Origin of the sequence: Hyalangium sp. (genome assembly GCF_035629615.1) — a bacterium.
Lineage (GTDB): Bacteria > Myxococcota > Myxococcia > Myxococcales > Myxococcaceae > Hyalangium.
Map to the genome: position 1 here is coordinate 1 of NZ_DASPHO010000073.1, position 13997 is coordinate 13997.

General features: G+C 68.2%; 16 protein-coding genes. 7 read left to right on the forward strand and 9 right to left on the reverse strand.

Going from position 1 to position 13997, the window contains the following annotated elements:
• On the reverse strand, nucleotides 1–674 hold a 674-nt coding region (locus VD972_RS03240), incomplete at its 3' end, for a NusA N-terminal domain-containing protein (RefSeq protein ID WP_324980557.1).
• 60 nt (nucleotides 675–734) lie between these two features.
• Nucleotides 735–1220 carry a ribosome maturation factor RimP gene (gene rimP, locus VD972_RS03245; protein WP_324980560.1) on the reverse strand — a complete coding sequence of 162 codons (486 nt, stop codon included), beginning with the start codon at nucleotides 1218–1220 and terminating at the stop codon, nucleotides 735–737.
• 214 nt (nucleotides 1221–1434) lie between these two features.
• On the opposite strand from rimP, the gene VD972_RS03250 reads away from it, so the two are divergent.
• The 6 genes from VD972_RS03250 (at nucleotide 1435) to VD972_RS03275 (ending at nucleotide 7661) form a co-directional block, all read left to right on the forward strand.
• Complete coding sequence (locus VD972_RS03250; protein WP_324980563.1) at nucleotides 1435–2238, forward strand: carbon-nitrogen hydrolase family protein; 804 nt, start codon at nucleotides 1435–1437, stop codon at nucleotides 2236–2238.
• Between the two features lie 94 nt (nucleotides 2239–2332).
• Nucleotides 2333–2779: a FecR family protein gene (locus tag VD972_RS03255; RefSeq protein WP_324980566.1), complete on the forward strand. Its 447-nt coding sequence runs from the start codon at nucleotides 2333–2335 to the stop codon at nucleotides 2777–2779.
• Nucleotides 2776–3669: a LysM peptidoglycan-binding domain-containing protein gene (locus VD972_RS03260; protein ID WP_324980568.1), complete on the forward strand. Its 894-nt coding sequence runs from the start codon at nucleotides 2776–2778 to the stop codon at nucleotides 3667–3669. Before VD972_RS03255 ends, VD972_RS03260 begins: the two co-directional genes overlap by 4 nt.
• 18 nt (nucleotides 3670–3687) lie before the next feature.
• Complete coding sequence (locus VD972_RS03265) at nucleotides 3688–5394, forward strand: HD domain-containing phosphohydrolase (protein ID WP_324980571.1); 1707 nt, start codon at nucleotides 3688–3690, stop codon at nucleotides 5392–5394.
• 76 nt (nucleotides 5395–5470) lie between these two features.
• The gene (locus VD972_RS03270; protein WP_324980574.1) at nucleotides 5471–5809 is read left to right on the forward strand and encodes a DUF971 domain-containing protein; all 339 of its coding nucleotides are present in this window, start codon (nucleotides 5471–5473) and stop codon (nucleotides 5807–5809) included.
• A gap of 19 nt (nucleotides 5810–5828) precedes the next feature.
• Nucleotides 5829–7661 carry a protein kinase domain-containing protein gene (locus VD972_RS03275; RefSeq protein WP_324980577.1) on the forward strand — a complete coding sequence of 611 codons (1833 nt, stop codon included), beginning with the start codon at nucleotides 5829–5831 and terminating at the stop codon, nucleotides 7659–7661.
• Between the two features lie 6 nt (nucleotides 7662–7667).
• On the opposite strand, the gene VD972_RS03280 is transcribed toward VD972_RS03275, so the two are convergent.
• The 5 genes from VD972_RS03280 to VD972_RS03300 all read right to left on the reverse strand — a co-directional run bounded on the left by VD972_RS03280 (nucleotide 7668) and on the right by VD972_RS03300 (nucleotide 11263).
• On the reverse strand, nucleotides 7668–8171 hold the full coding sequence (locus VD972_RS03280) for a ClpXP protease specificity-enhancing factor SspB (RefSeq protein ID WP_324980579.1): 504 nt from the start codon (nucleotides 8169–8171) through the stop codon (nucleotides 7668–7670).
• Nucleotides 8172–8201: 30 nt separating this feature from the next.
• Nucleotides 8202–8693, reverse strand: coding sequence for an SsrA-binding protein SmpB (smpB, locus tag VD972_RS03285; protein WP_324980581.1), 492 nt, complete (start codon nucleotides 8691–8693; stop codon nucleotides 8202–8204).
• An 11-nt stretch (nucleotides 8694–8704) separates the two neighbouring features.
• Nucleotides 8705–9559 carry a pantoate--beta-alanine ligase gene (gene panC / locus VD972_RS03290; protein ID WP_324980584.1) on the reverse strand — a complete coding sequence of 285 codons (855 nt, stop codon included), beginning with the start codon at nucleotides 9557–9559 and terminating at the stop codon, nucleotides 8705–8707.
• A 5-nt stretch (nucleotides 9560–9564) separates the two neighbouring features.
• Entirely contained in the window at nucleotides 9565–10464 is a 900-nt protein-coding gene (panB, locus tag VD972_RS03295) for a 3-methyl-2-oxobutanoate hydroxymethyltransferase (protein WP_324980588.1), read from the reverse strand.
• 151 nt (nucleotides 10465–10615) lie between these two features.
• Nucleotides 10616–11263: a deoxynucleoside kinase gene (locus VD972_RS03300; RefSeq protein WP_324980591.1), complete on the reverse strand. Its 648-nt coding sequence runs from the start codon at nucleotides 11261–11263 to the stop codon at nucleotides 10616–10618.
• 111 nt (nucleotides 11264–11374) lie between these two features.
• Between VD972_RS03300 and VD972_RS03305 the strand changes: the two genes are divergently transcribed.
• The gene (locus VD972_RS03305; protein WP_324980594.1) at nucleotides 11375–11653 is read left to right on the forward strand and encodes a hypothetical protein; all 279 of its coding nucleotides are present in this window, start codon (nucleotides 11375–11377) and stop codon (nucleotides 11651–11653) included.
• A gap of 28 nt (nucleotides 11654–11681) precedes the next feature.
• Here VD972_RS03305 and VD972_RS03310 read toward each other — a convergent pair whose 3' ends face one another.
• Nucleotides 11682–13232, reverse strand: coding sequence for a hypothetical protein (locus VD972_RS03310; protein ID WP_324980596.1), 1551 nt, complete (start codon nucleotides 13230–13232; stop codon nucleotides 11682–11684).
• A gap of 183 nt (nucleotides 13233–13415) precedes the next feature.
• Nucleotides 13416–13997, reverse strand: a 582-nt coding sequence (locus tag VD972_RS03315) for an rRNA adenine dimethyltransferase family protein (protein ID WP_324980599.1), incomplete at its 5' end; no start/stop codon positions are given.

The window sequence follows — 13997 nt, forward strand, 5'->3', positions numbered from 1 at the left end:
CCCTTGGACTCGCGCAGCACGTCCAGCACGTAGGCCTGGACCCGGTCGCCCGGACGGTAAGTCTCGCGGGGCACCTGCTCGCGCACCGGCAGCACCGCCTCGGCGCGGCCCAGGTCCACGATGATGTTGCCGCGCTCGAACCTGCGGGCAATGCCGGTGACGATCTCGTTCTTGCGGTCCTTGTACTCGTTGAAGACGTTCTCGCGCTCCGCATCCCGGGTGCGCTGCAGGATGACCTGCTTGGCCGTCTGGGCGGCGATGCGGCCGAAGCCGCGGCGGAACGTCTTCAGCCGGAGGATGTCGCCGTACTGATCGTCCTGGGCCTTGGCCTCGGCGGCGTCCTCGTCCCGGTAGAAGATCTGGAACACCAGCTCGTCGCCCGCCTCCACCTCCATGCCCTTCCTCCGGGCCTCGGTGAGGAGGATCTGGTTCACCGCCTGGACCGGATCGGTGATCTCGTCCACGACGACGATGGCCTGGAACAGCTCCACCACGCCCTTGTCCGGGTCATACTTCGCCTCCAGGTTGCGATCCTGGCCGAAGTGCTTCTTGGCCGCGGTCTTCATCGCGTCCTCGAGGGTCGCGATCAGCACACCCCGCTCGATGCCCTTGTCCTTGGCCACCTGGTCCAGGACGAGGTTCAGATTGATGTTGGGTGCTTGTGTAGGGGGCATGGTCTTCTCCGAAAGGGTCCACGGGCCCGCCGCTCGAGGGCGTGCCCTGTATGTTGACGGCTAGAACTCAAACTCCAGATGGGCCTTGGCGATGTCCTTGAAGGGGATGCGGAAGCTGCCCGCCCCCTCCACCTCGACCGCGATCTCTTCTCCTGACACCTGGGTGAGCTTGCCGGAGAAGTTCTTGCGGGGCGGGTCGCCTATGGGGCCGTAGGTCTTCACCTTGACCTTCTGCCCCTTCACCCGCTCGTAGTGAGCCAGCTTCCTCAACGGCCGGTTAACCCCAGGGCTAGAGACCTCGAGGTTGTACTCGTGGGGGATGAAGTCCTCCACGTCCAGCGCCGGGTCCACCGCGCGAGAGACCTGGCTGCACTCGTCCAGGCCTACCTTGCCACCCGACTTGTCGATGAAGAGACGGAGAACCCACCCCTCACGCTCGCGGACGAACTCAAGGTCAACGAGCTCGAGCCCTTCGCCCGCAACGATGGGCTCGAGCAGGCTCATCGCCTTCTCCTCCACCGTCTGCTTGAAGTTGCTCTCCGCCATACGAAACGTTTGCTCCAGTGCTCCAAAAAAAGAAAAGCGGGCACGGCGGCCCACTCTTCGAGGTGCTGCCTTCGAAAAATGTCGGGCGGGTCCCCTACCACACGGCCAGACGGGGTGTAAAGGATGACGCACCCGGCCCAGGAGTGGAACAGAGCGCCCAAGGACAATGATTCCCAAGGGTTCTGAGCCCCCAACAGCGCGTTATAACGCTCCCATGCACCTCATTGCCGCCGCACAGATGGTGTCCACCGAGGACAAGGCCCACAACCTGGAGAGTGCCACCCGGCTCGTCCGGCTGGCGGCCGGGATGGGGGCCCGCCTGGTGGGCCTCCCCGAGAACTTCTCCTGGATGGGCTCCGAGGCAGACCGTCCCAGCGCCGCCGAGCCGCTGGACGGGCCCACGCTCGCTCGCATGGCCCAGCTGGCGCGCGAGCTGCGCCTCACCCTCCTGGCTGGCTCCATCCTGGAGACCGGGGCGCCGGGCAACCGCCTCTACAACACCAGTGTCCTCTTCGGGCCACAGGGCGAGCGCCTGGCTGTCTACCGGAAGATGCACCTCTTCGATGTTGATGTAGGCGATGGTGCGACCTACCAGGAGTCCGCGGCGGTGGCGCCCGGCACGGAGGTGGTGGGGGCGCCGACGGAGGTGGGCCGGCTTGGGCTCTCGGTCTGCTACGACTTGCGCTTCCCCGAGCTGTACCGGCGCCTGTCCAAGGAGGGGGCGACGCTGCTGGCCGTCCCCGCGGCCTTCACGATGATGACGGGCAAGGACCACTGGGAGGTGCTCCTGCGCGCCCGCGCCATCGAGAACCAGTGCTACGTCTTCGCGCCCGCTCAAGGTGGGCGCCACTCCGACAAGCGCATCACTTATGGGCACGCGATGGTGGTGGATCCGTGGGGGCTCGTCACCGCGCGGGCCTCGGAGGGCGAGGGACTGGCCGTGGCGCCGGTAGATCCAGAGCTTCTGGCACGGATCCGACGCAACCTGCCTTGTCTCCAACATCGGCGTCTGGACTAGCGAGCGCCCCCGTGGTCAGCCCGTGCGAGCGGGACCGATTCCTGGGTAGAGTGCGGCTCCTGGAAAACCGCTCGTGAATGGACGCTGGACCTACATGCCCCTCGCTCTTGCGCTCTCGGCTCTGCCCATTGGCTGCACCGCCGATGAGAAGCCGGCAGCGCCTCCCCCTGCACCCACGCGCCAGCCGGAGCCGCGCGCCCACCTCAAGGAGGTGCGCGGGGACGTGAAGCTCAAGCGCGCCACTGGGGATGAGTGGCTGGCGGCTCGAGAGTCGCTGCCGCTCTTCGAGAATGACAAGGTGCGCACTGCCGCAGGGGCAAGCGCGCGCGTCCTGTTCTCCAACGGCGGCATGGTGAACCTGGGAGAGGACGCGCTGATCGGGATCGCCGAGACGCGGCCCCGGCCCGGCCAGGAGCGCACCGATCTCACCGTGCTCAAGGGGCAGGTGGACGCGGCGCTGGAGACGCCGGCCACCCAGTCCCTGTCCGTGTCCACGCCGTCCGCCACTGTCCAAGCGGGAAGGGAGATCGTATTCCGATGAGAAGCGCCCTCTTCTTCCTTTTCTGGCTCGGCACCACCCCCTCGGAGCGCGAGGTCGTGGTGAACGAGCGAGAGACCCTGTCCCAGGTCGCCGAGCGCACGCTCGGGGATCCCAACGGCGCCAGCGAGCTGAAGGCGCTCAACGGGCTCACCTCGGATGCGGTGCCCGCGGGCACCACGCTCAAGCTGCCGCCCACGGAGGATCGCAGCCGGGCTCTGAGCGCGCTGGCGGCAGCCCGGAACGCCGTGGCGCAGGCGGATCGAAACGCCGCGCGGCGCGAGGAGGCCTCCGCCAAGCTCCGGGAGGCGGAGACTCAGTTCCAGTCTGCCGACTACGTGGCCGCGGCGAAGACGGCGGACAGCGCGTGGGCCCTGCTGTCTCCGGGCGCGGGGCAGCCCTCCACCTTCCGGGTGAAGGTGGACGAGGAAGGGGAGACGACCGTCTCCGTGCAGACGGGGCCACCGGTGCGGGTGCGCGCTGAGGACAAGACACAGCCGGTGAACGCTGGAGAGGTGGTGCGCGTCGCGAAGGGTCAGGCGCCGCCGGCTCCCGAGGCGCTCCTGAACGTGCCCCAGCCCCGCATGCCCACGGACGGGCACCGCTTCAAGTTCGCGCCGGTGAAGGGCCAGCTCGGCCCGGTGACGTTGACGTGGCACGCCGTGGCTGGCGCGAAGGGGTACGAGGTGGAGGTGCTGCCCCCGGAGGGCACGCCCCTGCGCCGCACCCTCAGCACCACGCAGTGGCAATTGCCGATGCTCCCGGCCGGCCGTTATCGATGGACGGTGAGAGCACTGAGTGAGAGCCAGAGGTCGAACGCGTCCACTGAGCGCCTCTTCGAGCTCACCGAGGACAAGGTGGCGCTCGAGGTGGGGAAGACCAACTGGAAGTAGCCCTGGGGGACGAACAACGTGCGCCTCTTCAAAGCCATCCTCCTGTTGATGCTCGTCGCCAGCATCATCCCCACGGTGATGGTGGGGTGGCTCTCCGTCTCCCATACCCGCGAGCTGCTGGTGCGGGATGCGCAGGAGCTGGCCCAGGAGCGCGTGAAGCAGCTGCGGCTCAAGCTGGGAGATCTGCTGTCCGAGCCCACCCAGCCCGTCCTGGCCCTGGCCAGCACCGCCTTCTTCACGCGCCCCCAGGAGGAGCAGCGCGCCCTGCTGGCCTCCGTGCTGACCCAGCGCCGCGAGGTGCTGGCCATCACCGTCTTCTCCCCACAAAAGGAGCGGCTGCCAGGCCTGCAGGCCTTCGCCGTGAACGACATTCCCCCCACCGCGGTGGCCGAGCACGAGGCACGGGCCCAGCTGCTGATGGAGGACCTCACCGACGTGCGCTACTCGGAGGTCGTGCACCAGGGTCCCCAGGGGCTGCCCGTGCTGACCATGGCCTTCCCTGTGGGCGATCCGGCCAAGGGCTACATCGCCGCGGACCTGTCGCTGACGGCGCTCCAGAAGCTGATCCAGGATGAGCGGTTGGGCTCCAGCGGCTTCTTCTACGTGGCGGATCGCCACGGCCATGTCGTGGCGGCTGGGCCCTCGCTCGGTGGCGCGACGGACGTCTCCAAGCGCGGCCCGGTGGAGCACCTGCTCCAGCAGATCGCCCAGGCGCAGAGCCCTGACACGGAGCACTTCCACGTGGGCAACTTCGGCACGGGCAAGGAGGCCGTCGTCGCCTCCTATGCGCTGGTGCCGGGAGTGGACTGGGGCATCGTCTCCGAGCAACCCGTGGTGCAGGCCTATCACCAGGTGGAGGCGATGGAGCGGCACATCCTTTTAGGGCTGGGCGCCGCGATCCTCGTGGCGTGCGTGCTGGCGGCCACCTTCTCGCGCAACCTCACCCGGCCGCTGAAGAACTTCACTGCCACGGCCATGGAGCTGGCCAACGGCAAGTTCGGCGCGGAGGTGAACATCCGCCAGAAGAACGAGCTGGGCGAGCTGGCCCAGACGTTCAACTATATGAGCAAGCAGCTCATGGCGTATGACTTGGAGAACCGCCGGCTCTACGAGAGCCTGGAGCAGGGCTACCTGGAGACGATCGTCGCGCTGGCCAACTCCATCGACTCGAAGGACGCGTACACCCGCGGCCACAGCCAGCGCGTGGGAGACGTGGCGGTGGAGATCGGCAAGGAGCTGAACCTCCCCGAGCGCCAGCTCAAGCAGCTCCAGTACGGCGGCATCCTCCACGACATCGGCAAGATCGGCATCGTCGAGTCCATCCTCTGCAAGCAGTCGCGGCTGACGGACGCGGAGATGGCCATCATGCGCGAGCACCCGGCCATTGGAGACTCCATCATCGGGCCCGTGAGCTTCCTGTCCGGAGTGCGGGCCTGCGTGCGCAGCCACCACGAGCGCTGGGATGGCACCGGCTACCCGGACAAGATCAAAGGCGAGGACATCCCGCTGCTGGCCCGCATCGTCGCGTGCGCGGACACCTTCGACGCGTGCACCTCCACGCGGCCGTACCAGAAGGCCATGCCGCTGGAGCAGGCGATGCAGATCCTCGACAAGCTCACCGGCGCGCAGCTCGATCCCCAGGTGGTGGGAGCACTGCGGGCCGTGCTCCAGAAGAAGGGCGTCCGTCTGGAGGGCCATCGCCAGCCGGTGAAGCTCGCCTCCTGAGCGGTAGCACCTGCCCTGAGGCCCCGGTGGATGCTAAGCACCGCCCAACGCTGTTCTGGCTTCGGAAGGTGAACCGTTGAGCTTCTGGGATCGCATCAAGCCCGCCCCCAAGCCCGTCTCCGCCACGGACGTCCAGCTCGCGCCGGACGCCTCGGGACTGAGCCTGACGTGGGAGGATGGGACGCGCACCTCTGCCACCGCCCAGGTGCTGCGCCAGCAGTGCCCCTGCGCCGCCTGCGTGGACGAGTGGACGAGCCGGCGCACCCTGGACCCGGGCCGTGTCCCGGCGGACATCCGCATCCAGCTCCTGCAGCCGGTGGGCAACTACGCGCTCACCCTCACCTTCACCGACGGGCACGGCACCGGCATCTACCCCTGGCCCCTCCTGCGTGAGATCACCCAGCCGCAGGGCTGAGAGTACCGGGAGGGACGCCGTGAACGAACGCTACCGGCTCGTGCAGCCCCTGGCCTCGGGAGGCATGGCGGAGCTCTTCCTGGGCGTCGCTCGCGGCGCGGAGGGCTTCGAGAAGCACGTGGCCATCAAGCGCATCCTCCCGTACCTGGCCAAGGACGAGGCCATCGCGCGCATGTTCGTCGCCGAGGCGCGGCTGGCCACGCACCTGCAGCATCAGAACCTCGTCAGCGTGTACGACGTGGGCAGTGACGCCACCGGCCTGTTCCTCGTGATGGAGCTGGTGAACGGGTGGGATCTCGGCGTGCTGATCCGCCACATGAACCGGCGGGGCGTGGGCCTCCCACCGCATCTGGTGGCCTTCATCGGGGCCCAGGCGCTCGCCGGGCTGAGCCATGCCTACCGGCGCACGCACAACGGGCGCCCGGTGCTCACGGCCCACCGCGACATCTCCCCCTCCAACATCCTCGTGTCACGCGAGGGGGAGGTGAAGCTCACCGACTTCGGTATCGCCAAGCTGGAGGGCGTCTCCCAGGGGACCCAGCCCGGTGTCTTCAAGGGCAAGCCCTCCTACGCCTCGCCCGAGGTCATCACCGGCGAGCCCGCCACCGCCGCCAGTGACCAGTTCTCCCTCGGCATCGTCCTCTACGAGCTGCTCACCGGCCACCACCCCTTCAGCAGCTCGACGGAGGCGATCATCGTCGCCATGGCCATCGCCAGTGGCGCTCCGCTCTCCCTCACCGGCGTGCCCGCGCCCCTGGCCGAGGTGGTGATGCGCGCGCTCGAGAAGAAGCCCGAGGCCCGCTTCCCCCAGCCCGAGGCCATGGCCGAGGCGCTCGCGCGCTACCTGGCTCGGGCCGGCGAGCCCGCTTCCTCTCACACGCTGGCCACCTTCCTCACGGGGCTGAGCCTGCCACTCACCCTGCTCGAGCAGGCCCAGGCGGCCAAGGCCTCGGAGCCCGAACCCGCTGCAGGGATGGCTCCTCAAGCTCCAGCCTCCGGACACGCCGCCGGGGCTCCCCAGCTCCCAGCGGCCATCCGGGCTCCGAGCCCGTCCTCCAGGGAGCAGCTGCACGAGGCTGGCGGCAAGCGGGCTGAGCCCTCCGCAGAGTGGACCCTGCCTCCTGGCAGTGCGGAGCTGAGCATGAGCGGGCGGCTCGTCTCCCCGGCCTCGCTGCCTGGCCCGCGTGTGCCCCCCGGCCTTACCAACACCCCTGGCCTTGCCAGCACCCCCGGCCTTGCCAGCACCCTGCCTGGGGCACGCCTACAGCCTCCCGAGGAGCTCCCGGCCCCAGCCAAGACTTCCTTCCGCTGCATGCGCTGCGAGGCGCCCCTGCCCTCGGCCCATGCGCCGTGCGATCGCTGCGCCACGGAGCTGACGATGTCAGGAAGCGCTCCGCTCATGGCCTCGCCCAGCGTGCTGGAGACCCCGGCGGAGAAGCTCGAGCTGGAGGCGCGCGGGCCCCGCGAGGAGACGCTCTGGCAGCACAAGCCACGCCGGCCTTGGGGCCGGTGGGCGCTGCGCCTGGCGGTGCTGGGGGCGCTCGTGGCGGCAGGGTTCTTCGCGCTGCCCCACCTCCAGCGTCTGCTGCCGAGCGCCGAGCGGGTGGTGCGTGGTGCCTTCACGGTCACTCCCTCCATGCCTCCCCCGCTGATCATCGGCAGCGAGCCCGAGGGAGCCCGGGTGCTGGTGAACGGGAAGGACAAGGGCACGACGCCCCTGCTGATGGACAATGACTACCCGCCCGGGGAGGAGATCTCCTTCGAGGTGACGCTGCGGGGCTACAAGCCGTGGAAGGGCACCTTCCCTGGCAACGCGCCGGCGCAGTTCAACGTCCAGCTCCAGAAACGCTGAGGCGCCTCACTTCACCAGGCGCAGGTGGCCGCGGCGCGGCGCAGGCGGATCATCCGGCGGCCCCTCGGGCGGCTCGGCTTCCTTCTCGCCGGGCACCTCCCGGAGCACCGCACGCGGACGCGCCTCGGGCGCAGGGGGGGGAAGCACCTCTTGCGTGGACACCTTGGTCGTCACCTGGGTCTGCTGGAGGAGCTCCGCCGGCATGTCATCCGGGTACATCCAGAACAGCTCCTTGGTGACGTGGCTGGCGATCGCGAACAGCGCCGACCAGGGCACGGCGATCGTGAAGCGCGTCCCCGAGAAGCTCAGCGTGGAGCGCACTCCCCACTCGCTCACCGAGAGATCCGGCGGATCGAACCGGTACGAGAGGTTCAGGCGCAGGTGGGGCTCGTCGCGCAGGTGCTGGGGGACGAGCACTCCGGGACGGCGTGCGTCCAGGTGGATCATCACCATTCCCTGCTCGAGGGCCGCCAGCAGCCGCTCCTTTTTGTCGGGACCCTTCTTGTCCATCCTGTCCGCTGCGGGGGCGGAGGAGAGCGATCAGCGGCGTCGCGACTCCCGCTCCATTTCCCGCTTCGTCTCCCGTTCCTTGATGTCCTGTCGCCGGTCCTCGTGGGTCTTGCCCCGGCAGAGCCCCAGCTCCACCTTGGCCCGCCCGTTCTTGAAGTACAGCACAAGCGGGATGATGGAATAACCCCGCTCTCGCACCTTCGCTGTCCAGCGGTCGATTTCCGCACGGTGCATCAGCAGTTTACGACCCCGCGTAGGCTCATGGGTGAATACATTCGCGGGTTTATAGCTGCCAATGTGCGCATTGAGGAGATAGAGCTCACTGCCCTTGGGGAGGGCGTAGGCGTCCGAGAGGTTGGCCGTGCCGTCGCGCAGGGCCTTCACCTCGCTGCCCTGGAGCATGAGGCCCGCCTCGACCTTCTCGTCCACGGTGTAGGCGGCGCGCGCCTTCCGGTTCTCGGTGATGATCCTCACCCCCTGCCCGGTTTTCCCTGCTGCGACCTTCGCCTTGCCACCGGCCATACGCGCGTCCCCTAGCCCCCGATGGGCTGGTTGTCGATCAGCCGCGTGGTCCCACAGAAGGCAGCGACCAACAGTCGCGCGGGCTGGCCAGGCTGGACGCTCGAGAGCGGCGTGAGGCGTTCAGCGTCGACCAGCTCCACGTAGTCCTCCCGGAGATCCGCGGCGCGCAGCTCCCGACGGACCGCCTCGATGAGCGCTGACGCCTCGGTGCTACCGGAGCGGTACAAGGACTGGGCCGTCCCCAGTCCTATCGAGAGAGCGAGCGCCCGCTTCCGCTCCTCAGCAGAGAGGTACGCATTGCGCGAGCTCATGGCCAGCCCGTCCAGCTCGCGCACGGTGGGCATGCCGAGGATCTCCACTCCCAGGTGCAGATCCCGGTTCAGCGCCTTGATGACCTGGAGCTGCTGGTAGTCCTTCTCGCCGAAGAGGGCCACGTCCGGCCGGAAGAGGCTCAGCAGCTGGGTGACGATGGTGGCCACGCCGCGGAAGTGCCCGGGGCGGCGGTCTCCACACAGCCCCTTGCTGACCTCCGTCACCTCCACGTACGTCTCATAGCCGGGCGGGTACATTGCCCCCGCCTCGGGGACGAAGACGACATCCACGCCCGCGCTGGCGCACTTGGAGAGATCCCCCTCGAGGTCTCTCGGGTAGCGGGAGAGATCCTCCTTGGGGCCGAACTGGGCAGGGTTGACGAAGATGGAGGTGGCCACCACGTCCGCGCGCTTGCGCCCCTCGCGCATGAGCGACAAGTGGCCCTCGTGCAGAAAGCCCATCGTGGGCACGAGCGCGAGCCGGTGCCCCGCCCGACGCAGGTCCGCCGCCCACGCCTTCACCTCGGCCAACGTGCGGAGAACCTGCGAGGCCATGGCGCCTAGACCGGGACCCCGTAGATGGGACCGATCTTCTCGCCTCCCTCGGCGGGCTCTTGCTCCGGGTGGGCGTTGGAGGCCACCAAGCGCAGCGTCTTCGAGTGGAAGGAGTGGTCCTCGTCCGGGAAGGAGCCGGCACGCACCTCGTTGAAGAAGGCGGTGGCCGCCCCGGTGATGGTGCCGTGGAGATCCGCGTAGCGCTTGACGAACTTGGGCTTGAAGTCCGGGTTCATCCCCAGCAGGTCGTAACAGACGAGCACCTGCCCGTCGCACTCCACCCCCGCGCCGATGCCGATGGTGGGGATGCTCAGGCGCTGGGTGATCTGCCGGGCCAGCTCCACCGGCACGCCCTCGAGCACCAGCGCATAGATGCCGGCCCGCTCGAGCGCGAGCGCGTCCTGAAGGATCTTCCGAGCAGTCTGCTCGTCCTTGCCCTGCACCACGTAGCCGCCCATCTTGTGCACCGACTGCGGGGTGAGCCCCAGGTGCCCCATGACGGGGATGCTCGCGCGGGTGATGGCCGCCACGGTGTCGGCAAACTCGGCGCCGCCCTCGAGCTTCACGCTGCCCACACCGCCCTCGGCCACGAGCCGCCCGGCGTTGCGCACCGCTCCCTCCACCGAGGTCTGATAGCTCATGAAGGGCATGTCCCCCACCACATGGGCCCGCTTGGCGCCCCGGGTGACGGCCGTGCAGTGGTAGATCATCTGCTCCATCGTGACGGGGAGCGTGGAGTCATGCCCCTGGACGACCATGCCCAGAGAGTCTCCTACCAGCATCACGTCCGCACCGGCCTCGTCGAGCAGGCGGGCGAAGGTGGCGTCATAGGCGGTGACCATACAGATCTTCTGGGCCGCCTGCTTCAGTCGCTTCAGGGTGTGGATGGTGACCTTGTCCTTCACGGTTCACCTCCTCGTGGGGGGAGTGGGTTTCAAGGGCTGCGGTGTCCACCTCTCGCCGTCCCGAGGGATCGCCGGAGGTCTGCCCGTACTCTAACGCCCTCTCAGGTTCTGTGGGGAACCCTTGTAGGGCAGGCGAGCAAACACCTCGGCCTTACGCCCGCCTGGCCGGATGGGGATCGTAGTGGTGGATCCCACCCTGCCGGGCCTTCTGAATGGCCGCCAGCAGGCCCTCGCGGTCCGCCTCGCTGTTCAGAAAGTCAATGTCCGAGGTGTTCACCACCAGGAGCGGCGTGTCGGTGTAGTGGGCGAAGAACTCGTTATAAGCGTGCGACAGCTCTTCCAGGTAGGCGGCGTCGAACTTGCGCTCGAAGTCCCGGGCCCGCTTCTTGATGCGGTGCAGCAACACGTCCAGGCGGGCCTGCAGGTAGATGACGAGGTCCGGCTTGGCCACCCGAGGGCCCAGCGCCTCGAACACCCGGTCGTAGAGCGCCAGCTCGTGCGGGTCCAGGGTGAGGCAGGCGAAGATCCGATCCTTGGCGAACAGGTAGTCGCTCACGGTGACGGAGCTGAAGAGATCCTGCTGGAAGAACTCCTGCTGCTGCCGGAAGCGCGAGAGCAGGAAGAAGATCTGCGTCTGGAACGCATACTTCTGCCGGTCCGTGTAGAAGTTGGAGAGGAACGGGTTCTCCTCAAACCTCTCCAGCACCCGGCGCGCGTCGAAGCGCTCAGCCAGGAGGTTGGAGAGGCTCGTCTTGCCCACGCCAATGGGCCCCTCGACGACGATGTACCGGTAGTCCATCCGCGACGGCGGATAGCACAGAATGGGAACGCGTGTCTGCTTGACGGTCCGTGGGACGTTCCGTACGGTCCGCGCGCCGTTCCAACCACGTGGGTCGGGGTTCGTCGGGAGATGAGCGGAAGGCAGCGGGCAAAGACGGTGGTGAAGTTGGAAGAGCGCAAGCAGGCCACACGGCCCAAGGCGCGCCCTGCACCCCCGGTGGAACCCGATCCCCTCTACGGCGTAGTGCTCCTCAAGACAGCGCTGGAGCTCAAGCGCCGCAAGGACGGGAGCCCGGAGGAGATCCTCCGCGGGGTGCTCGCTCGCATGCGCATCCCCGAGCACGAGTTCCGGGCGTTCCTGGAGCAGCGGGGAGATCTCCTGAAGGCCCTGGGCCTGCAGGAGAAGTAGCGAGCTCCCCGCTCTCCGCCTCGCTGAGCTACGGACAGTCCGCGCTGCAGGAAGCGCGCGTCTCCCAGGCGCTGCACACGTTGTCACCGCACGAGGAGTTGATGAAGGTATCGAACACGGCCTTGCGGTGCGGGATGAACGTGTTCACGAGCGCCGGAGAGATGCGGTGCCGCGGACCATCCGGCCCCGGATCCGTCAGCTCGGAGATGTGGGTGAAGCCGAGCGAGGGAGGCCAGATGATGCCGCCGCCCAGGTTCGCCCCGTTGCTGAGGCGGTGGCAGCCCGCGCAGGAGACTGCCATGGCCCGCGCCACCACCTGGCCCGGGGTGAGCGTGCTGGAGATCGCGTTCAGCTCGCTCTGGATGTTCGCCCGGAGGGCGCTGGGGCCCGTGCCGAGCTGATTCACGTAGTGGTTCTCCGTCGGGCTCTGCTCGTCGCTCTGGCCGCTGTTGAACGCGTCGGGAACGGAGAAGGAGAAGCGGTTGATGTCGTTGACGGCCAGGTTCGCGACCTGGTCCGGGAAGATGACGTTCTGGAAGTCCGAGGCGATCACGTGCGAGGACACGGGGTTGAAGAGGACTCCGCCGGGGTTTGTCTTCACCGTGACCGGGATGAACTGGACGGTGCAGGGGGTCGCGGCGCAGCTGCGCCGGATCTTGAACTCGCGCAGCATCCAGGCGGGCTGCATGAACTGGTTGGTGCGAACCTGCCCGGTGCTGCTGGCGCGGTTGCCCAGGTTGTCGGCGTGGATCACAGGCATGAAGCCCGGGAGCCCTGCGAAGTAGAAGCTCCGCAGCTTGTCGCCCCGCGAGTTCACGTCCGCATCCGCGGTGAGTCCGTTCCAGAAGCTGGCCACTGGCCGGCAGCCCTCGAGGCCCAGGTCCGGCCTGGGGTTGGGCAGCACCGCCTCGAAGATGACGAGGAGCCGATCCCGGGGGTTGGTGATGCCCGAGCGCTTGGCGAAGGCGACGCGGTACTCGCCACAGTTGGCTCCGCTGGCGGGCGCCATGTCGAAGCGGTTGAAGAGGCCGATCGCGATGAAGGCGTGCGGATTCGTGGCGGGGTTGCTGAAGGGATCCACGGTGGCCAGGACGCCCTCGGCGCGCGGACACGTGTACGGGAAGCCGTTCATGTTGGCGACGCCGGGGCTGTCACAATGCGGGCCCGCGCCCAGGCCGGGAGCCGGCCGCGCCGTGTCCCACCACTGCTGGAAGAGGTTCAGCGCCGTGGTGGGGACTCCGCTGGTGCCGACGATCTGATCCATCACCGCCTGGAAAGAGAACTTGCTGAGGATGGCCGTGTCCGTCACCACGAGCGAGCGCTGCGGATCTGCCCCACTGGTCACAGGCGGCGGGGGCGGCGGCGGGGGCGGAGGCTGATCACCCGGGGGCGGAGGCGGCGGGGGGAGCATGCCGATCCCGCGGCGCTCGGGCTGAGCGGTGTCGGCGCCCTCTAGCGCTGGGTCAGCCGCTGTCGGGGCCTCCTCCGTCTCGGAAGCCAAGGGACCACAACCGCTCGTCACCGCCAGCAGGAGGGTTCCTAGCACTGCGGCGCGGCCCTTCACGTTCAGAAGCTTCATGGCTCGTCTCCTCGAATCTCGGTGTTTCTCTCGAAGGAGCACCCGGACCGTGCTCCTGGCCCGAGCTAGAGCAAGGCATGCGCCAGCCAGCGCGATCCGGTGGATTCGCGTGGTTACGTCTTTGGACGGGTCTCATGAATGCGGGACTCGCAGGAACGACTGCGGATTCCGCACAGGCCTCGGTCAGCCCACAGGCCCCAGGGCTCGCTCGAGGGCGGCGAACTCCTGAGATGTGAGCGTCTCGGCGCGACGCATGGGGTCGATCCCTGCTGTCTCCAGCGCCTTCACGTACTGCTCGGGCGTGGCCAGCTTCCGGTCCGACTTGAGCGAGTTGAGCAGCGTCTTGCGCCGCTGGGCAAATGCCGCCTTCACCACGCGGATGAATCGATCCTCATCCACCACCGGGGCTCGCGGCGCCTTCAGCCGCGTCAGCCGCACCACCGCCGAGTCCACCTTCGGCGGCGGGTGGAAGAGCCGGGCCTCCAGCGTAAAGAGGTGCTCGATGTCGAAGTACAGGCCCAGCAGCACCGTGAGCAGCCCGTAGTCCCGAGTGCCCGGCTCCGCCGCAAGCCGCACCACCACTTCCTTCTGCAGGGTGAAGACGGCCCGGGACACATGGGCGCGCTGCTCCAGCACCTGGAAGAGGATGGAGCTCGTCAGGTGGTACGGGAGGTTGCCAATCACCGCCACCTCGGGCGCTCCGGCCGCCTCCGCGAAGTCCACCGTGGCCGCGTTGCCGGCAACCACGCGCACACCGGGGATCGC